The following is an 18,643-nucleotide window of genomic DNA, read 5'->3' on the forward strand; positions in this document are numbered from 1 at the left end:
GGCGGCCACAGAGCCGCCTGCCAATGCTTGATTCAAAGGAGATCTATAGAATGCTGCAACGTCCCCACAGCGCGCGTCGCCGGTCGGCGACCCCTCTCTTCTCGGCTGCACTGATTGGCGTCATCCTGTCAGGATGTGTAACGGTCGAAGACCGGCAATCCGCAGACGCGAATACCTGCCAAAGTTTCGGGGCCTCTTACGGCTCGGCGGCTTACACCGATTGCATGCTTGAACAGCAACGCCGCCGCGACGACAAGCATCTGGATTCGCTTGAAAAGACCCGGATGACCACCGAAATCGCGCGGGATGCGCAGATCATGGCTGATCGCGCCCGCCGGGATCGTTGTGATCGCGATTCCGACCGTCGCGAGTGCAGACGCTAAGCGACGGACTTGCGTTCTAAGGCAGCTTGGCACCCGTCTCCGCCGATGATCTCTTATCGAGGTCGTCGGCGGATCACGGTTTGAAACTGAGTGGCTCAGCTGCAGAGCATTATCCATCCGCAACAGCGCCAAAAAACACGTTGGTTGACCAGACAGGTATCCGGCGCTTCAGGCCGGTTGCTTCACCGATCCCGAGAATGCAACAGTTTGGCATCGCGGGAGGGGACATGCGCCGGGCAGAGCGAATCGGGATCAGAACGCGGAGGTTGATTGTCCTGCTGTTGACGCTTGTTCTGGTGGCGTCACCTGCTTCAGCGGAAGAATTGCGGATCATGACCTCCTATCAGGCTGACGTGGTCGATCCGATGCTGGATGCCTTCTGGCGCAGCCATCCCGATATCCGCATTCGGGTACTGAACAAGAACACCAACGCCGCGGTCGATGAGGTGCTGGCGGGCAATGACCGGCGGTTTGACCTGTTCTGGGCCTCGGCCCCCGAGGCGTTCGTGGTGCTGGACAGTGCCGGGCGTCTGGCCGATCTGGGCTATGGACCCTACACGGATTTCGCATTGTCCGCCGTCGGCTGGGCGTGGCGCGTGCCACATGACGGGCCGGTGCCGCAGGAATGGAACGACCTCTTGGACCCCACCTTCGCCCAAGGCATCGCCATGTCGCATCCGATGCGTTCGGGCACGATGCATTCGCTGTTGGAAACGATCTTGCAGGATCGTGGCTGGCAGGCGGGCTGGGCATGGATATTGGAGCTTGGGGGCCAGTTGAACACGATTTCGGCGCGCAGCTTCGGCGTGCTGGAAGGCGTCGAAAGTGGTGATTTCGATATCGGCCTGACCATCGATTTTCTGGGCCTGACCCATGACGGGCTGGCCTTCCGATATGGCCGTCCCGTCATCCTTATCCCGGCCCGCATCGCCGCATTGCAGGGTGGCACCGAACCCGAAGCGGCAAAGGCTTTTGTTGATTTCGTTCTGTCGCCCGAGGGGCAGCGCATCCTGTTGCGACCCGATATCCGCCGCATTCCCGTTGACCCCGACATTCGTGCCGAGCTTCTGGAAACGCTGGACCCGGCGGTCACGGCGGCGCTTAACTTCAGTTGGTCAAGTTACGATCCCGAATTGGCCGCGCGGCGCTATTGGCAGGTCAAGCAGCTTTTCGAGGCTTTCGTCGCGCGTGACCTGATCCTGCGGCGGGACCTATGGCGGCGCCTGCGGGCGTTGGACGACGATGCCCCGGCGGCAGAGCGTGCGCGTATCCGCCGGTTACTGACATGGATGCCGCTGACCGAACATCAGGCGCGCGCGGCCCCGGCTGATCGCGGGACATTGCTGGAATGGTCCGAACGCTCGCATACCATCCTGCGCGATGCCGAGGCGCGCATCCGCGCATTGGAGCAGCAATGATCCGGCGCGGCTCGATCCGGGGGCGGCTGATGGCGGCGCTGGTGCTGGTGGTGCTTATCGCGACGGGGATATTGGCGGTGGGCATGATGGTGATGCTGCGGGCCGAGCGTGACTTTCGCGCGCTGGCGCAGGACCGCATTCCCGCCGTCGCGCTGGCAGGCGAACTGGCCGAGGCGACGGGCGAACTGGCGGCGCTGGCGATGCAGATGGTGGCCGACCCCGCCATGCCCGCAGATCGGATGACGCGCGCCATCGACAGCGCCTCACAGGGGGTCGAGGGGGTGCTGGCCTCGCCCCTCTGGCTGGCAGCGTCGGAACGTGCCCAGACGCGCGCCGGGATCGAAGCCGCCGAACAGGATCTGCGCCACGCACTGACAGGCTTCGGCAGGATCAGCACCGACCTGACCCGGCACGCGCAGGCGGAAGCCCGGACCGGGGCGAATTTGCGCTGGATTCACGCCGATGTGCAGGATCAGGTGCAGGGTATCCTTAGCGATCTGTCCTTCAACATGGATACGCAACTGGCCGCTTTGGTGGTGAATACCGATCCCGATACCCGTGCGGGGGCGGAACAGGCGTTGTCACAGGATTGGCTGCTGCGCGACCGGGTGCAGCAGATCGGCTCCGAGGCGGCGACGCTGACCGCACTGTTGTTGCAGGCCCGCTCGGCTGACAACCCCGATGCGCTGGCCCAGACCGGCCTGCTTGGTCGTGATACGCTGGACCGGCTGGAACTGGCGCAGTTGAACCTGCCGGAACGGGTTGATGTGACGCTGCTGATGCAGGCGCTGGAGCGGCTGAAGGCGCTGGCCTCGGGCGAGGACAGCGTCTTTGCCCAGCAGGGGCGGCGGCTGGAACTGCACCGGGCTGCCGTGGCCGAACTGCAGTCGGCGCAGTCATCACTGGCGCGGATGCAGGCGCTGCTGACCGAGTTGGGCCGGGCTGAGCGGATCGGCGCACAGGGCCGCGCCGATGCCGCCGCGACCGCGATCCTGCGTGGTTCGATCTGGCTGGGGCTGCTGACGGCTTTGGGGGCGGTGGCGACTGCGGTCATTCTGGCCGTTTTCGTCCGCAACCGCATCCTGATTAGGATCGAAGCGCTGTCCGCCGATCTGACCCATATCGCAGGCAGCGATCCGAACCCGCCTCATCCGCAAGGCGACGAAATCGCCGAAATGGCCCGCGCGGTCGAGGTATTCCGCGCCTCGGTTCAGGCGCGGCAGCAGGCGTTGGAGCGGTTGGAGATGACGCAGCGCGAGCTGGTTCAGGCGGGCAAGATGGCGGCGCTTGGCCAGATGTCCGCCGCGATCAGCCACGAGATCAACCAGCCGCTTGCTGCCATCGGCCACCGCCTGCACAACCTGCGCGCCGCCCATCCCGAGGCTCTGCCAGCGATCACCCGGATCGAGGCGCTGGTGGAGCGGATCACCCGCACCATCGGCCATCTTCGCCGCATCGCCCACCGCTCGGCCCATCGCAACACGCGGGTGATGCTGGCCGAGCCGGTGGCGGCGGCGCTGGAACTGCTGGATCACCGCTTGCGGGCCGAGGGTGTGGGCGTGAATTGCGCCGACCTTGACGGGCTGGCGGTTGCGGGCGACGAGATCCTGCTGGAACAGGTTCTGCTGAATATTCTGGGGAATGCTTTGGACGCGATAGGGGCGCGCGAGAACCCGGTGCAGCCGGGTCAGATCCGTATCGAATTGCGGGGGTCAGACCCTGTCAGGCTGGTCGTGATCGACAATGGCGTCGGTCTTGGCGGGCAAAGCGGACAGGCGCTGACCGATCCGTTCGTGACCACGAAAGAGCCGGGCAAGGGGCTTGGCCTTGGCCTTTCCATCGCGTTCAACGTCATGCAGGACATGGGCGGTCATCTGGAAATCGAGCAGCATCCGCAAGGCGGTGCCGAGGTCTGGCTGCGCCTCAATCGATGGGAAGAGGGGGACTGACATGCCCGAGGTGATGCTGGTCGAGGACGATACCGATCTGCGGCAGGCAACCGCCGAGACGCTGGAACTGGCCGGTTTCCGCGTCCATCTTTTCGGCGCCGCCACACCCGCCTTGGAGGCGCTGCGTCCCGATTTTGCCGGTGTGATCCTGTCGGATCTGCGGATGCCGGGGCTGTCGGGGCTGGATTTTCTGGACCGTGCCCGTGAAGTCGCGCCGGAGGTGCCGTTCATTCTGATCACCGCGCATGGCGATGTGCCCGCAGCAATCCGCGCCATGCGGGGCGGTGCCCATGATTTTCTGGAAAAGCCCTGCGCGCCCGAACTCATGCTGGATGTGCTGCGGCGCGCGCAGGCGATGCGCGATCTGCATCTGGAAAACGCCCGCCTGCGACAGACCCGGATCGAGGATCGCCTGATCGGGCGATCTGCCGTCATGCAGGATCTGAGACAGCGTCTGCGCGCGCTGGCGGGGCTGCAACTGGATCTGCTGATTGCGGGCGAGACCGGGACCGGCAAGGAAAAGGCCGCGCGTATTCTGCACGACCTGTCGCCGCGCGGCGATGGCCCATTCGTCGCCATCAATTGCGGCGCGCTGTCCGAGGCAGAGGTGGACCGGGAACTGTTCGGCACCACTGACACGCCGGGGCTGATCGCGCGGGCGCAAGGTGGGACGCTTTATCTGGACGAGCTGGAATCCATGCCCGACGGATTGCAGGTCCGCCTGCTGCGCGTGGTCGAGGCGCGCGAAATCACCCCGCTTGGTGCAGCGCCGCGTCCGGTCGATCTGCGCATTCTGGGCAGCGTCAAACGCCCGCCGGATGCGCTGGTCACAGCGGGGCAGTTGCGCGCCGATCTGTTTCACCGCTTCAACGCCACACTGCCCATGCCGCCGCTGCGAGAGCGCGAGGATGACGCGGCCCTGCTGGTCGCCCATTTCGCGGGTGAGGCCGCTGCACGTCACGATCTGCCGAAAATCCATATCGACAGCGCGCTGCGTCGCCGGATCGCCTATCACGACTGGCCGGGCAATGTCCGCGAAGCCCGCAATCTGGCCGAACGGCTGGTGATCGGGCTGGATACCAGTTTTCCGACCCCCGGCGGCGGCACTGAAACGGTGAATATGGGTTACGACGACGCGATGGATGCGTTCGAATCACGTCTGTTGCGTTCCGCGCTGATCCAGACCGGAGGCCGCAAGACCGAGGCGGCGGCGCTTCTGGGGGTGCCGCGCAAACGCCTTTATTTGCGGCTGCGGCATCACGGGATGCTGTAATGGGTCACAATTGACACATTAGATGTGTCACAAATGACCCATAAAAGTTAATAAAAACAATGTGTTGCAAGGTGAATTGGCGTCCGCCATAGTCGGGGTGCGCCAATGGCATGCCGGTATGATCCGGCCCGCCTGACGCCTCTGGGAGGAGAGATATGAACAGAAACTTTACGCTCGGCGCGCTTGCGCTGATGATGACTTCGGCTGCCAGCTTTGCTGATACCGTGACCGTGGTGACCTCGTTCCCGCGCGACCTGACCGATCCGTTCAAGGCCGCGTTCGAGGCAGCCCATCCCGGCACCACGCTGGAAGTGGTCAGCCGCAACACCAACGCCGCCGTCTCGCATCTGCAAGAGACCCGCAGCGCCAATACCGTTGACCTGATGTGGGCCTCGGCCCCCGACGCCTTCGAGGTGTTGAAGGAAGAAGGGCTGCTGGCCAAGGTTGATGTGCAGTTCGAGGGTATCCCCGACTCTATCGGCGGCTATCCGGTCCACGATCCTGATGGCACCTATTTCGGCTTCGCCGCTTCGGGCTACGGGATCATGTATAACACCCGTTATATCGAGGCGAACGAGCTGCCCGTTGCGAAAGAGTGGGAGGACCTGAAGCGCGCCGAATATAACGGCCATGTCGCGATGTCCTCGCCCTCGCGGTCCGGCACCACCCACCTGACGGTCGAAACCGTGCTGCAAGGCGAAGGCTGGGATCAGGGCTGGGCGACGTGGAAATGGATCTCGGGCAACATGAACACCGTGACCGAACGCAGCTTCGGCGTGCCCGATGCGGTCAATTCCGGTGCGACGGGCTTTGGGATCGTGATCGACTTCTTCGGGCTGGCGTCCAAGGCGTCGGGCTTCCCGGTCGAGCTGGTCTATCCCAGTGTGACGGCCATCGTCCCGGCCAATATCGGCATCATCGAGAATGCGCCGAACCCTGAAGGCGCCAAAGTATTCGTCGAATACCTGCTGTCGCCCGCGGGGCAGGAAGTGCTGCTCAATCCCGCGATCATGCGTCTGCCGGTCAACCCCGACGTATATGCAAACGCGCCCGAAGGCTTCCCGAACCCGTTCTCGGAAGAATTCGCGCCGGGTGCGATCGAATTCGACGTGGACGAATCCGGGCTGCGCTACAATCTGGTCAACTCGCTGTTCGACGTGCTGGTCACCTATCGCCTTGACGATCTGCGCGCCGCCGTGGCTGCCGTGCAAGAGGCCGAGGCCGTTCAGGCGGAAACAGGCAATGAGGAAGCCGCGGCCCTGATCGCCGAGGCCCGCGCGCTGATCGAAGCGATGCCGATCACCGAGGAACAGTCGCTTGATGCGTCCTTCACGCAGGTCTTCACCATCTCGCGGGCAGAGCCCGACACCGAGGTCGTGGGTCGTCAGGCCGAAGTGGAACAGTCCTGGGACAGCTTTGCGGTCGAGAATTACCGCAAGGCGAAGGAACTGGCTGATCAAGCCGCCGCGCTGAACTGATCCAGCCCCGCGCCGTCCTGGTGGCGGCGCGGGAACCCCCGATGCGCGAGGATACCATGTCCGATCTACCCCGAACCGCTTCCAGCGGATTCACCCTGTTTCCCCGTTTGTCAGGTGCGGCTATTGCGGGGATCGCGATTGCGATCTTCCTGATGGCTTTCCTGATCCTGCCGGTGGCGCAGGTGATCTACGTCGCCTTTCTGGACGCGCGAAGCGGTGCCTTCACCCTCCAGAACTTTCAGGATTTCTTCAACACGACGCTGTTTCGCGAAAGCTTCGTGAACTCTTTCTACGTCTCGGCCATGTCGGTTGTGCTGGCAACAATAATTGCACTACCACTGGCCTATATCACCACACGCTTCAACTTCGCAGGCACGGCTGCGATTCAGGCGCTTGGGATCATTCCGCTGATCATGCCGCCCTTTGTGGGCGCGGTGGCGATGTCGCTGCTGTTCGGGCGGAACGGTTCCATCAACCTGCTGCTGAACCAGTATTTCGGCTTCCGCATTCCCTTCATGGAGGGGTTAAACGGGGTCATTCTGGTGCAGGCGATTCACTATTTCCCGTTCATCCTGATCAACCTGTCGGCCAGCCTGCGCAATATCGACCGCTCGATGGAAGAGGCGGCGCAGAACCTTGGCTCGCACGGGATGCGGATGTTCCGCCGCATCGTCTTTCCGCTGGCGATGCCGGGCTATCTGGCAGGGGCGGCGCTGGTTTTCATCAAGGTGTTCGACGATCTGGGCACGCCTTTGCTGCTGAACGTCAACAACATGCTGGCGCCGCAGGCCTATCTGCGCATTACTGGCGTCGGGATCAACGATCCGATGGGCTATGTGATCTCGTTCATCCTCGTCGCATTCTCGGTCTTCTCGCTCTGGGCGTCGTTCCTGTTCATGCGTGGCAAGGACTATGCGACGGTGCAGAAGGGCGGCGGGGGCCTGTCGCGCCGCGACTTGAAGCCGCGCGAAAAATGGCTGGCCTGGGGTGTGATCCTGCTGATCCTTGCGATGGTGCTGTCGCCGCATCTGGGGCTGTTGCTGCTGGCATTCGGCACGATCTGGTCGTTCTCGCCGCTGCCAGACGGCTTCACCATTCAGCATTTCGGCACGATCTTCACCCAGTCGTCGCAATATGTCTGGAACACGATCATCTATGCCGGTTCGGCGGCGCTGATCGATGTCGTTCTGGGCACCGCTATCGCCTATATCGTGATCCGCACCAAGCTGGCGGGACGCAAATGGCTGGACTATATGGCGACCGCCGCTTTGGCCGTGCCGGGGGTGGTGCTGGGCATCGGCTATCTGCGGATGTTCCACGGCATCCAACTGCCCTTCGGGCTTGGCCAGATGTCCAGTTTCTGGGGCATCATCATCGTGGCTTTGGCCGTGCGTCGTTTGCCCTATGCGCTGCGCGCCTGCATGGCGGCGCTGCAACAGGTCTCGCTGTCGCTTGAGGAAGCCGCCGAAAGTCTGGGTGCCTCGCGTGCCAGCACCATCCGGCGGATCGTGGTGCCGCTGATGACGGGAGGCATTCTTGCCGGCTTCGTCACCAGCTTCGCCACCGCCGCGGTCGAGCTTTCGGCGACGATCATGTTGGTCGGTCGGTCGTCTGACGCACCGCTGGCCTATGGCATCTATCTATACATGCAATCGCCCGCCGGACGCGGGCCGGGGGCCGCGCTTGGCATTCTTGCCGTCGTGATCGTGGCGCTTGGCACCTACCTGTCGCAGCGCATCATCGAGCGCGAACGCGCCCGCCAGACCATGACCGGCGACCAGCATTAAGTTTCGGAGAAGCAACAGATGACCCAAACAAAAGCCGGCATCCGTATCGAGGATCTGCACCTGTCCTTCGGGGCGACCAAGGTGCTGGAAGGCATCGACATGGTGATCGAGCCGGGCGAGTTCTTCGCCTTTCTCGGGCCCTCGGGCTCGGGCAAATCGACCCTCCTGCGCGCCATTGCGGGGTTCGGTCCGACACCGCGAGGCCGCATCCTGATCGGGGACCGCGACATCGCCACCCTGCCGCCCTGGAAGCGCAATGTGGGCATGGTGTTCCAATCCTATGCGTTGTGGCCGCATATGTCGGTGCGCCGCAACGTGGCCTTCGGGCTTGAGGAACGCCGGATGCCCGCCCGCGAGATCGCCCCGAAGGTCGAATCCGCGCTGGAAACCGTAGGCCTGCTGCATCTGGCCGACCGGATGCCCGCGCAGCTTTCGGGCGGGCAGCAACAGCGCGTGGCGCTGGCCCGGACCATCGCCATTCAGCCGCAGGTGCTGCTGCTGGACGAGCCGCTGTCGAACCTCGACGCGGCTTTGCGGGTGCAGATGCGGCGCGAATTGCTGGCCCTGCAGCGCAAGCTGGGCCTGACGACGATCTTCGTGACCCACGATCAGGAAGAAGCGAACACCACCTCGGACCGGATGGCGGTGCTGGACAAGGGTGTGATTCAGCAGATCGGCACCCCGCAACAGCTTTACGATGCCCCGGCCAATGCCTTCGTGGCTGGTTTCCTTGGCACTGCGAATATCCTGAAAGGGGCCATGCAGGGCGCAGATTTCGTGACCGATGCCGGACAGAGACTGCCCGTCTCTGCCCCGGTGCAGGGGGCGAAGCGCATCGTGTTGCGTCCGCAGAATATCCGCATCGCCGCCTCGGGTGGGGAAATCGCGGGCAAGGTGTCGCATCGCGAATTTCTGGGCAGCCAGATCCGCTATCTGGTCGAGACCCCGGATGGCCGGATCATCGTCGATACGCTGCATTCCTCGGGCTATCCGCCTTACGATGCAGGTGCGCCGGTCTCGCTGTCCATCGACAGCCAAAGCGCACCGCTGCTGGCGGATTAGGACTTGCCGACGAGAGTGATGTTGCAGGGCGAATGAAAAGAGGGCTCTCGTTTGTAACGAGTGAAAACGCCGGTCGTCGAACATGACGACCGGCGCGTTTCGTTTCGCCGTGAGCTGCGATCAGTTGGTGACCAGCCGGATATCTTCCGGTTTCCAGCCGACGAAAACATTGTCACCCTTCTTGAACGCGCCTGCCGATGGTTGGGCTACGGCAAAAATCTCTCCGGCTTCGCTGGCCAGCGAATATTGGATGAGATTGCCCAGATAGGCCGCATAGGTGATCTCTGCCGGGAAAGTTCCCGGTGTTTGCGTTGCCTGAAGCTGGACCTGATGCGGGCGCAGCACCATCTTGACCGCCCCTTTCTGCGCGCTTGAAAGCGGCAGCAGGGTATCCTCGCCCAGCAGCCTGATCCGGGTCTCGGTACCGCTGGCGACCACCTCGGCGTCCAGCAGGTTCGCGTCACCGATGAAATCGGCGATGAACGCCGAGGCGGGCCGTTCATAAAGATCGGTCGGCGTGCCCGCCTGCGCGATTTCGGCGTTCTTCATCACGATGATCCTGTCAGAGACCGCCATCGCCTCTTCCTGATCGTGGGTCACGTAAACCGCTGTCAGGCCAAGCCGTTGCTGGATTTGGCGAATTTCCTCGCGGACATGGCGGCGCAGCTTGGCGTCAAGGTTGGACAAAGGCTCGTCCAGCAACAAAACTTCGGGTTCAAGAACAATCGCGCGGGCCACGGCGACCCGCTGTTGCTGACCGCCCGATAGCTCGGACGGCAGGCGCGCGCCAAAGCCCTTCATGCCGACCATTTCCAGACCCGCCTCGGCCCGCGAACGCGCCTCGGCCTTGGGGACGCGCTTGACGGTCAGACCGTAAGCCACGTTTTCCAGTACCGTCATATGCGGGAACAGCGCGTAGGATTGAAACACCATCGAGACCTTGCGATAGGTCGCCGACAGATGCGTGACGTCTTGCCCGCCGATCAGGATCTTGCCTTCGGTAGCGCTTTCCAGACCGGCGATCAGGCGCAGCGTCGTGGTTTTGCCACAGCCAGAGGGGCCAAGCAGCGTGCAAAGCGTCCCCGGCTCGATCTCCAGCGTCAAGGGTTTCAGGGCGGTCACCCCGCCATAGGCTTTGGTGACGTTTTCGAAGCGAACAGAACCTTTGGTCATCTGAGAACCTTTCATATCACGCAGCCACCCGGTCGACCCGGCGCAGACGGCGACGGCCGATCAGGGCCTGAAGCAGCAGGATTGCGGCAAGCATCGTCACGATCAGCACGGTCGCGTAGGCGATGGCGATGCCATATTCGTTGTTTTCGACCCGCCCGACGATGAACGAGGTCGCCATGTTGTGCCGGGCCGAGACAAGGAAGATCACGGCCGAGACCGAGGTGATCGCCCTGACGAAGCTATAGGTCAGCGCGGCAAGGATCGCCGGTCCCATCAGCGGCAGGATCACCCGGCGCAAGGTGGTAAAGCTGTTTGCGCCCAGCGTGATCGACGCCTCGTCCAGCGATTTATCAAGCTGGCTCATCGCGGCGATGCCGCCGCGCACGCCCACCGGCATATTGCGGAACACAAACACCAGGATCAGGATGATCGCCGTCCCGGTCAGCTCGATCGGCGGGAAATTGAAGGCCATGACATAGGCCACGCCAATCACCGTTCCGGGAATCGCAAAGGACAGCATGGTAGAAAACTCGAACGCGCCTTTGCCCGCGAATTTCTGGCGCACCAGCAGATAGGCGGTGGCCAGCCCGACCGCCGCCGTCAGCGGGGCTGAGATTGCGGCGATGGTCAGGGTCGAGAAATAGCTGTCCCATGCCGAGCCTACGAAATGCACACCGTTCCGAAACACGATGGCAAAGGCGCGTTTGTAGTGGTCCAGCGTGAAGCTGTGATCGTAGCCCCACAGTTTCACGAAGCTGCCGAAGACGATCAGCGAATAGACCACCAGTGTAAACGCCGCCCAAGGCAGGGCCAGACCGTAGCACAGCCATTTCATGCCGGGGTTCAGCGAGGCATGCTGGCCGTTATCGGCCTTGCCGGTGACCGTGGCGTAGTTTTTATTGCCCAGCCATTTGCGCTGCACCATGAACGCGCCCAGCGTCATGAACAGCAGGATCATCGACAGGATCGCCGCCTTGGCCGGATCGGCGACGGTGCCGACGATGGCGAAGTAGATCTCGGTCGAGAGGACGTTGAAATTGCCGCCCAGAACCAGCGGGTTGCCGAAATCCGCAAGGCTTTCGATGAAGCCCAGCAGGAAGGCATTGGCCAGCCCAGGCCGCATCAACGGCAACGAGACATAGCGGAAGGTCTGCCAGCGGTTCGCATCCAGCGTCTGGCTGGCTTCCTCCATCGAGGGGCTGACGCCTTCGACCACGCCGATCAGGACAAGGAAGGCAATCGGGGTAAAGGACAGCATCTGCGCCAGCCACACCCCCCAGATGCTGTAAAGCCAGCGGGTCTTTTCCCAGCCGAACAGGTCGGCGAAAAACTCGGTCATGGTACCGGTCCGCCCGAACAGCAGGATCAGGGCAAGGCCGATGACGAAGGGCGGGGTGATGATCGGCAGGATGGTCAGGACGCGCAGGAATTTCTTCGCGCCGAAATTCGTGCGGGTAAAGATCAGTGCGAAGGCCAGTCCAAGCAGCGTCGTTCCCACGCCGGTCATGATCGCCAGCACCAGCGAATTTACCGCTGGGCCGCACCAGCCCCGGCCGGTGAAACAGGCCAGCGACCAGTTCTCGGACGCGAACAGGCGCGGCAGGAATTCCGAAACTCCGAGCCCCGCACCGCCACGCAGCGAGAACGCCTGCACCAGCACGAAAGCCATCGGGTAAAAGACGAATACCGCAACCAGAGCCACGATCAGCCCGACCAGCCCGGTAACGAAAGCGTCGCCGCGGCCCCGACCAAGGGCCGATATGCCGGTGGTCGCGATGAAGAGCAGCGCCAGCGCCACGACACAGGCGCCCGCGCCCATCCCGGCTTGCGACACATCCCCGAAGAGATCAAAGCGCGAGCCGTTGCGCAGGATCATCAAGGCTTGTCCGGCCAGCAGCGTCAGCCCCGCAACCCCGGCGATCAGCCAGCCTCGCGCCCGCGCCAGATGCGACAGCGGCGCAAGCGAAACGATCAACGCCGCCGCCAGCGCCAGCCCGGCGCCCAGAAGCCAGACCCTGCCTTGCAGGATATTGGTGAAAGCCGAGGCGCCGTTTCCACCCGGATCCGCGACCCAGCCAAAGGACCAGAACCCTCCTGCGGCCATATACCAGGGCAGCAGGAAAAACCCTGCCAACCCCAGCAAACTCCAAAGGTTTGCTGTGCGTGTCATTGCGATATTCCTGAAGTATCAAGGCCCGCGCGGTGATCCGCGCGGGCCGATATGGCGATTATTGTTCGATGGCGCCGCCAGCGCCTTTCACATCGGATTCCCAACGCGCCAGCAGGCGTTCGCGCGTCTCCGAGGCACCATAGGTGGCGAAGTCGTAATCGATCAGCTTGACCGAAGCCATGTCCGGCGCGTCAGGATCGGTTTCGGCGGCCGGGTTCGACGGAATGTTATAGACGCCGACCTCCAGACCGGGGGACTGACCCTCAGCCGAAATCACGTATTCGACCCATTTCTTCGCGGCTTCCAGATTGGGCGTGCCTTCGACAACGCTGACCGCGCCCAATTCATAGCCGGTGCCTTCGCAGGGGGCGACGATCTCGACCGGGAAGCCTTCCTTTTTCAGCTTCACCATGTCGTGCATGAAGCCGATGCCGATGGTCGTCTCACCACGCGCCGCAGCCTTCACCGGGGCAGAACCGGATTTGGTGTATTGGTTCACATTCGCGCCGATTTCGGACAGCAGCTTGTAACCTTCATCCTCGCCGAAAAGCTGGACCAGCGTTGCAAGCTCGGTATAGGCGGTGCCTGACGAGTTCGGGTTCGCGACCTGAACCTCGCCCTTGTATTCCGGCTTTGCCAGATCGCGCCAGCAGGCGGGGACGGCAAGCCCCTTCTCGGCCAGAACCTCGGTATTGTAGATAAAGCCCAACAGGCCGACATGAACGCCGACCGCGCGACCTTCGGTCATTTCGGTCATGTTCTGCGCCCAGCCCAACAGGCCCGAAACATCCGCCCCGGTCGCCTGCGTCAGACCTTCATTCGCGGCGATGATATGGGGATCGCCGGTGCCGCCCCACCAGACATCGACCTTGGGATTGCCCTTTTCGGCCCGCAACTGCGCCAGAACCTCGCCGGTGGATTTGCGCACCATCGCCACATCGACGCCGGTATCAATCATGAAATTCTGCGCCATCAGATCGCACCACGCCTGCTCGTTCGAACAGACCACGTTAAGCTGTTCGGCCTGCGCGCCCGAAGCCCACATCGCAGAAGCCAGCGCCAGGGCGCTGATCGTCACTTTATACATCCTATCCTCCCGTTAGCCCGGCGCGCGGCTCCTCTGCGGCGCATTCCGGATCGCCTTCAAGCTTGCATGATGGATACTTGGCGAACGACCCCTTGCAGGATTAACAAGACTGCAATTCGGATGGTTTTTCATGAACAATGTTACAGGCTTCTGCCAGTTTGGTCACATAAGAAACCGGAAACCGCTTTCCCGACGGACAGCAGTTGAGGCAACATGACCGCGCCTGACGGGAGGGTCCGGCAAAAGGGGGGAACGCATGTCGAATGCGGGGGAAATTCGCGATCCGGTCATCGCTATTGTCGATGATGACCCGGAATTGCGCAGGACCGTCGCCGCGCTGTTGACGGAGAACGGGTTCACACCGCTGCCGGTCGCGGGCAGCAGCGAATTTTTCGCAGCCTCTGCCAATGAAACGATCGATCTGGCGCTGATCGATCTGCGGCTGGCGGGGGAAAGCGGTCTGTCGCTGGCAATCCATATCCGCGAGCGGATGGGCCTGCCAATCGTGATGCTGACCGGGCGCGGCGACGAGACGGACAAGATCATCGGGCTGGAAACCGGAGCGGACGATTACATCATGAAGCCCTTCAACCCCCGCGAACTGGTCGCCCGGCTGCGTGCTGTATTGCGGCGCAGCGGGCATCAGGCGTTGCCATTGCCGGATCGCAGCCACAGCCAGATCCGCCGCTTTGGCCGGTTGCGGCTGGATCAGACCCGCCGCGAATTGCTGGATTCCGACGGGACCGAGATTGCGCTGACCAATGCCGAATACCGCCTGCTGGATTATTTCCTGCGCCACCCCGACCGGGTCATTCCCCGGACCGAGTTGTTGCGCGAATTGGGTAATGATCTGTCGCTTTACATGGACCGGACAATCGATGTGCTGATCCTGCGGCTGCGGCGCAAGATCGAAGAGGTGCCGTCAAAGCCCGTGCATCTGCAAACCCGGCGTGGTCAGGGCTACGTCTTCGTCATCGCACCATGAGCCAAACCGCCCGTCTGTCCATCCGCGCACGATTGCTGCTGGCGCTTGTTGCGCTGGCGCTGGCGACGCTTGTGGTTGGGGCGACGGGCTGGATTTCGCTGCGTCAGGCGTCAAGCCGGCTGGACGAACTGCATAACGAGACGCTGGCGGCCGTCGATCAGGCGCTGGCCTTTTCGCGCCACGCCTCGGATCTGGCAACGCGTGCGCCCTATCTGCTGTCGCTGGAAAGCCCGTTCCTGATCGCGCAAGAGGCCGAAATATCGCGCGAACTGATCGCCACCATGCGCGCCGGTCTGGGGTCGGGCGATGTCTACATGGCCCAGACCCTGCAAGAGATCAGCGAAAACATCGATGCGCTGGTCGCGGCGATCACCGTCCGCGCGACCCTGACCGATCAGGTTTTGCGCAGGAACAGCCAGATCGGCGTGTTGGAGCGGCGGTTTTCGTCCTTCACCGACGGTGTTTACGCCGCCCTGCCAGAGGTGCGCGACTGGCTGATCCTGCAAAACATGGCGCGGTCGCTGCAACGCGCCGGTGAGGCGAATAATCTGGTCAGCGTCGGAGAGTTTCAGCGCGAATTCACCACTCTGGGCGCGCAGTTGGAAAGCAGGCCGGGCAGCGTTGCCCGCAACGATCTGGCGCATCTGCGCGAACTGGCCGCCGGGCCCGAGGGGCTGTTCGAGCTGCGCCGTCTGGAACTGGGCCGCCAGATTGCCGCCCATGCCGCACTGGAAAATATCCGCCGCCGGGTCGAGGCCGTCAGCCTTTACGCGGCCAAGGTGACGGCCGACGCGCAAGCCAAGATCGCGGCTGAACGTGACTACACCCTGTCTTCGATCGCCTTTTCCAAGGGTATGATCGTCGTTGTGGGCTTTATCAGCGCCGTGGTGGCGTTGTTGGCGGCGCTGTTCGTGTCGGGCTATGTCACCGGCAACCTCAGGGCGATTTCGGACGCGATGATCCGGCTGGCGGTCGGCGACCGTTCCAGCCGGTTGCCGCGCGGCGCCCATACCGGGGATGAGATCGGCAAGCTGTTTCACGCCTTCCGCTCTTTCCGCGCCAATGCCTTGCGGCTGGACCGCTCGAACCGGCAATTGGCGCGAAACAATGCGCTGTTCCAGAACCTCTACGATGCGATGTCGGACGGGCTGGCGATCATCTCGGAAGATGGTGCGCTGATTGCCCGCAACAGTCGGCTGCATCATGCCCTGCGCATCGATCCGGCGCTGCTGAACGGGCGTCCCGACATGGCGGCAATTCTGGCCGATGCGGGCTGGAACCGGGTCGAGGGGCCGAACGGCTTTGCAGAGCTGAACCATGCCGATGGTCGCGTCGTCGAATTGCGGCAAAGCCGGTTGGCGACGGGCGGATCAGTCATGCTGCTGTCGGACGCATCCGAGCGGCGAGAGCTGGAGGAGCGGTTGCGTCAGGCGCAACGGACCGAGGCTTTGGGCAAGATCGCGGGCGAGGTCGCCCATGATTTCGGCAATATCCTGTCCACCATTTCGACCAGTCTGCATCTGATCGAAACCGCGCCGCCGGACCGCGCCGCCGCCCTGCGGCAATCCTTGGGCACGGCGCTGGAACTGGGCACTTCGCTGACGCAACGCCTGCTGGCCTTCGCCCGCCGCCTGCATCTTGAGCCAGAGGTGATGGACCTGAACGAACTGGTCGCGGGGATCGAGGATCTGATCGTTCTGGCACTGGACCGCGATATCACCCTGACCATCCAACCGCATGACCGGCCATTGATGGTGCGCGTCGATCCGGGCCAGATGGAAAGCGCGCTGCTGAACCTGTGCCTGAACGCCGCGCAGGCGATTGAAGGGGTGGGCAACATTCACATCCGCCTTGATCGCGGCGCGGACAACATGGCGCTGATCGAGGTCAGCGATAGCGGGCGCGGCATGTCGCCCGATGTGCTGGCCCGCGCGATGGAGCCGTTCTACACCGCCCGCCCGGACGGCACCGGAACCGGCCTTGGGCTGGCGATGGTTTACGGCTTCATCCGCCAGTCGGGCGGCGACGTGGAAATCCAGTCCAGCCCCGGTCGGGGAACCATCGTGTCGCTGAAACTTGATCTCTGCGTGCCCGACGCCACCGCGCCGCGCTCGCTTGGCCGGGTCTTGCTGGTCGAAGATGACGCCTCCGATGCCCGCCACGCGCGGCGGGTCATTGGCAAGGCCGAGATCACCGAGGTGCGGCAGGCGGCTGATGCGCTGCAGCTTATCGCCGCCTCTTCTGCCTTCGATCTGGTCGTGACCGATCTTTATCTGGGAACCGATCCTGCTGGCTGGCGCATCGCCGAGGCCGCATTGTCCCGCGATCCGCAAACGCGGGTCGTCGTCACATCGGGCAGGCTTCCTGCCTCTGACCCGGTGACCGGGCGCTATCCGGGGCGGGTTTTCTGCCTTCCCAAACCCATCGACGCGGTCGCCTTTGCGGCCGGTCTTCAACGACGGAACGACGAATGACCCCGATGCCGAAGGCGCTGATCTTTGACTGCGACGGAACCCTTGCCCTGACCGGCGACATGCATTTCGCGGCCTTCGCCGCCGCCTTTGCGGCGCAGGGCGGTGTGCTGGACAATGACTGGTATCACGCCCGCGGCGGCCTTGCCCGGCAACAACTGGTCGAGCAATGGATGGAGGCGACCGGACAAGTGGTCGAGCTTCAGCGCGTCGTTGACGACAGTATCGCGCTGGCCCAGACAATGACCGACAGCGCCAGCCCCAACCCGCCGGTGGCGGAACTGGCGGAGATATGGGGCAAGCGTCCCTCGGCGGTTGCATCGAATGGCGAAGCGCCGGTGGTGCTTGCCACCTTGCGGTCCTGCGGGCTGGATCATCTGTTCGATACAGTGGTTACGCTTAGCGACAGCGGCGTTCCGAAACCCGATCCGACCATGTTCCTGATGGCCGCCCAGCGGTTGGGAACCGCCCCTGCCGATTGTCTTGTGCTGGAGGATAGCGAACAGGGGCTAGAGGCGGCCCGCTGCGCCGCGATGCCCGCGCTGGATGTCCGCCTGCCGGAAACGCTGACGATCATCGCCGGGATGACGGCAGAGCTTCGGCAAGCCCTGCTCGTCCCGGCAGAAACACCCAAGTCCTAGAAGATGGTGACCTGCGTGCCGACCTCGGCGATCTGGTAAAGCTGGGTGACATGCTCATTATAAAGGCCATAGCACCCGCTGGATGATTTGCGGCCGATCTTTCTGGTGTCGTGTGTCCCGTGGATCAAATAGGCGGGCCAAGAAAGATAAAGGCCATAGGCGCCCAAAGGATTGTCGGGCGCTCCGCCCTCGACCCGCTGCGGCAGGTTAGGGTCTTTCGCCCGCATGCTGGCGGTGGGCGTCCAGGGCGGGTCTTTCATCTTTCTGACGATTTCGGTCTGGCCGCGACGCGTCAGATCCTCTGTCATCGGGATGGCGCATGGGAAGACCAGATAAGTGCTGCCGTCGCCTGACCAGTAATGCACCGCGCGGGATGTGATATCGGCAACCGCCACGCCCTTGCCCAGCGTTGGATAAAAATCGCTCCAGTGCCGGGCCCGGAAGGAAGATTGGTTGCGGCTCGCATCCGCATTGGGATCAAGCTGATAGGTTCCCAGATCGGGTGCGCCCGAAGCAGGCGCATTGCCGTAGATCGGCTGGCCGGTATAGGGATCGATTTCCTGCCCGAAGACCGACGCCGCCGGTAGCATGACAGCCGACGTCAACATCCCGCCCAAAAACCTTCGTCGATCGTTAACGTAATTCTTGCTCATTTCATCTGCCTCTTACTTTATTTTTTCTGGGCTTCTGCTGCGCCAGCTAGGTTAGTTTTCTGGTTTCACCCAGAAGCCAAAATGTCGCGGGTTCTTCTGCCAGCGAGTGGTCT

At 62.9% G+C, this 18,643-nt stretch carries 14 protein-coding genes; 10 read left to right on the forward strand and 4 right to left on the reverse strand.

The annotated features are described in order from the left end of the window. The first annotated feature begins 50 nt into the window (after positions 1–50). From JJJ17_RS12605 to JJJ17_RS12635, 7 genes are all read left to right on the forward strand, one after another. Positions 51–383, forward strand: a complete 333-nt coding sequence (locus JJJ17_RS12605; RefSeq protein ID WP_200686996.1) for a hypothetical protein — start codon at positions 51–53, stop codon at positions 381–383. 332 nt (positions 384–715) lie between these two features. Next, the gene (locus JJJ17_RS12610; RefSeq protein ID WP_234464075.1) at positions 716–1,801 is read left to right on the forward strand and encodes an ABC transporter substrate-binding protein; all 1,086 of its coding nucleotides are present in this window, start codon (positions 716–718) and stop codon (positions 1,799–1,801) included. Next, a complete protein-coding gene (locus tag JJJ17_RS12615) occupies positions 1,798–3,750 on the forward strand; it encodes an ATP-binding protein (protein WP_200687000.1) in 1,953 nt (650 codons plus the stop codon). Before JJJ17_RS12610 ends, JJJ17_RS12615 begins: the two co-directional genes overlap by 4 nt. 1 nt (position 3,751) lies before the next feature. Next, the gene (locus tag JJJ17_RS12620) at positions 3,752–5,023 is read left to right on the forward strand and encodes a sigma-54-dependent transcriptional regulator (RefSeq protein ID WP_200687002.1); all 1,272 of its coding nucleotides are present in this window, start codon (positions 3,752–3,754) and stop codon (positions 5,021–5,023) included. Positions 5,024–5,178: 155 nt separating this feature from the next. Continuing rightward, positions 5,179–6,501: an ABC transporter substrate-binding protein gene (locus JJJ17_RS12625; RefSeq protein ID WP_200687004.1), complete on the forward strand. Its 1,323-nt coding sequence runs from the start codon at positions 5,179–5,181 to the stop codon at positions 6,499–6,501. A gap of 41 nt (positions 6,502–6,542) precedes the next feature. After that, positions 6,543–8,288: an ABC transporter permease gene (locus JJJ17_RS12630; protein ID WP_234464076.1), complete on the forward strand. Its 1,746-nt coding sequence runs from the start codon at positions 6,543–6,545 to the stop codon at positions 8,286–8,288. An 18-nt stretch (positions 8,289–8,306) separates the two neighbouring features. Further along, entirely contained in the window at positions 8,307–9,350 is a 1,044-nt protein-coding gene (locus JJJ17_RS12635; protein ID WP_200687007.1) for an ABC transporter ATP-binding protein, read from the forward strand. Positions 9,351–9,470: 120 nt separating this feature from the next. On the opposite strand, the gene JJJ17_RS12640 is transcribed toward JJJ17_RS12635, so the two are convergent. From JJJ17_RS12640 to JJJ17_RS12650, 3 genes are read right to left on the reverse strand one after another with little or no spacing between them, the layout of a single operon-like run. After that, positions 9,471–10,523 (reverse strand): ABC transporter ATP-binding protein, encoded by a 1,053-nt coding sequence (locus JJJ17_RS12640; protein ID WP_234464077.1) that lies wholly within the window; start codon positions 10,521–10,523, stop codon positions 9,471–9,473. Between the two features lie 16 nt (positions 10,524–10,539). After that, positions 10,540–12,693, reverse strand: coding sequence for an ABC transporter permease (locus tag JJJ17_RS12645; protein ID WP_200687011.1), 2,154 nt, complete (start codon positions 12,691–12,693; stop codon positions 10,540–10,542). A 58-nt stretch (positions 12,694–12,751) separates the two neighbouring features. After that, positions 12,752–13,780: an ABC transporter substrate-binding protein gene (locus JJJ17_RS12650; protein WP_200687013.1), complete on the reverse strand. Its 1,029-nt coding sequence runs from the start codon at positions 13,778–13,780 to the stop codon at positions 12,752–12,754. A gap of 256 nt (positions 13,781–14,036) precedes the next feature. Here JJJ17_RS12650 and JJJ17_RS12655 point away from each other — a divergent pair, with 256 nt between their 5' ends. From JJJ17_RS12655 to JJJ17_RS12665, 3 genes are read left to right on the forward strand one after another with little or no spacing between them, the layout of a single operon-like run. Next, positions 14,037–14,765 (forward strand): response regulator, encoded by a 729-nt coding sequence (locus tag JJJ17_RS12655; protein WP_200687015.1) that lies wholly within the window; start codon positions 14,037–14,039, stop codon positions 14,763–14,765. Further along, positions 14,762–17,239: an ATP-binding protein gene (locus tag JJJ17_RS12660; RefSeq protein ID WP_200687017.1), complete on the forward strand. Its 2,478-nt coding sequence runs from the start codon at positions 14,762–14,764 to the stop codon at positions 17,237–17,239. The genes JJJ17_RS12655 and JJJ17_RS12660 overlap by 4 nt, the downstream gene beginning before the upstream one ends. Further along, complete coding sequence (locus JJJ17_RS12665) at positions 17,236–17,877, forward strand: HAD family hydrolase (protein WP_200687019.1); 642 nt, start codon at positions 17,236–17,238, stop codon at positions 17,875–17,877. Before JJJ17_RS12660 ends, JJJ17_RS12665 begins: the two co-directional genes overlap by 4 nt. Here the strand turns inward: JJJ17_RS12665 and JJJ17_RS12670 are convergent. Continuing rightward, positions 17,874–18,485 carry a L,D-transpeptidase gene (locus tag JJJ17_RS12670; protein ID WP_325168806.1) on the reverse strand — a complete coding sequence of 204 codons (612 nt, stop codon included), beginning with the start codon at positions 18,483–18,485 and terminating at the stop codon, positions 17,874–17,876. The genes JJJ17_RS12665 and JJJ17_RS12670 overlap by 4 nt on opposite strands. Positions 18,486–18,643 lie beyond the last annotated feature (158 nt).

It is taken from the genome of Paracoccus caeni, assembly GCF_016629665.1.
In the GTDB taxonomy this organism is placed as follows: domain Bacteria; phylum Pseudomonadota; class Alphaproteobacteria; order Rhodobacterales; family Rhodobacteraceae; genus Paracoccus; species Paracoccus caeni.

Bases quoted from the DNA above. Each gene is read 5' to 3' on its own strand.
- JJJ17_RS12605 (WP_200686996.1), top strand. From the start codon at position 51: ATGCTGCAACGTCCCCACAGCGCGCGTCGCCGGTCGGCGACCCCTCTC.
- JJJ17_RS12610 (WP_234464075.1), top strand. From the start codon at position 716: ATGACCTCCTATCAGGCTGACGTGGTCGATCCGATGCTGGATGCCTTC.
- JJJ17_RS12615 (WP_200687000.1), top strand. From the start codon at position 1,798: ATGATCCGGCGCGGCTCGATCCGGGGGCGGCTGATGGCGGCGCTGGTG.
- JJJ17_RS12620 (WP_200687002.1), top strand. From the start codon at position 3,752: ATGCCCGAGGTGATGCTGGTCGAGGACGATACCGATCTGCGGCAGGCA.
- JJJ17_RS12625 (WP_200687004.1), top strand. From the start codon at position 5,179: ATGAACAGAAACTTTACGCTCGGCGCGCTTGCGCTGATGATGACTTCG.
- JJJ17_RS12630 (WP_234464076.1), top strand. From the start codon at position 6,543: ATGCGCGAGGATACCATGTCCGATCTACCCCGAACCGCTTCCAGCGGA.
- JJJ17_RS12635 (WP_200687007.1), top strand. From the start codon at position 8,307: ATGACCCAAACAAAAGCCGGCATCCGTATCGAGGATCTGCACCTGTCC.
- JJJ17_RS12640 (WP_234464077.1), bottom strand. From the start codon at position 10,523: ATGACCAAAGGTTCTGTTCGCTTCGAAAACGTCACCAAAGCCTATGGC.
- JJJ17_RS12645 (WP_200687011.1), bottom strand. From the start codon at position 12,693: ATGACACGCACAGCAAACCTTTGGAGTTTGCTGGGGTTGGCAGGGTTT.
- JJJ17_RS12650 (WP_200687013.1), bottom strand. From the start codon at position 13,780: ATGTATAAAGTGACGATCAGCGCCCTGGCGCTGGCTTCTGCGATGTGG.
- JJJ17_RS12655 (WP_200687015.1), top strand. From the start codon at position 14,037: ATGTCGAATGCGGGGGAAATTCGCGATCCGGTCATCGCTATTGTCGAT.
- JJJ17_RS12660 (WP_200687017.1), top strand. From the start codon at position 14,762: ATGAGCCAAACCGCCCGTCTGTCCATCCGCGCACGATTGCTGCTGGCG.
- JJJ17_RS12665 (WP_200687019.1), top strand. From the start codon at position 17,236: ATGACCCCGATGCCGAAGGCGCTGATCTTTGACTGCGACGGAACCCTT.
- JJJ17_RS12670 (WP_325168806.1), bottom strand. From the start codon at position 18,485: ATGTTGACGTCGGCTGTCATGCTACCGGCGGCGTCGGTCTTCGGGCAG.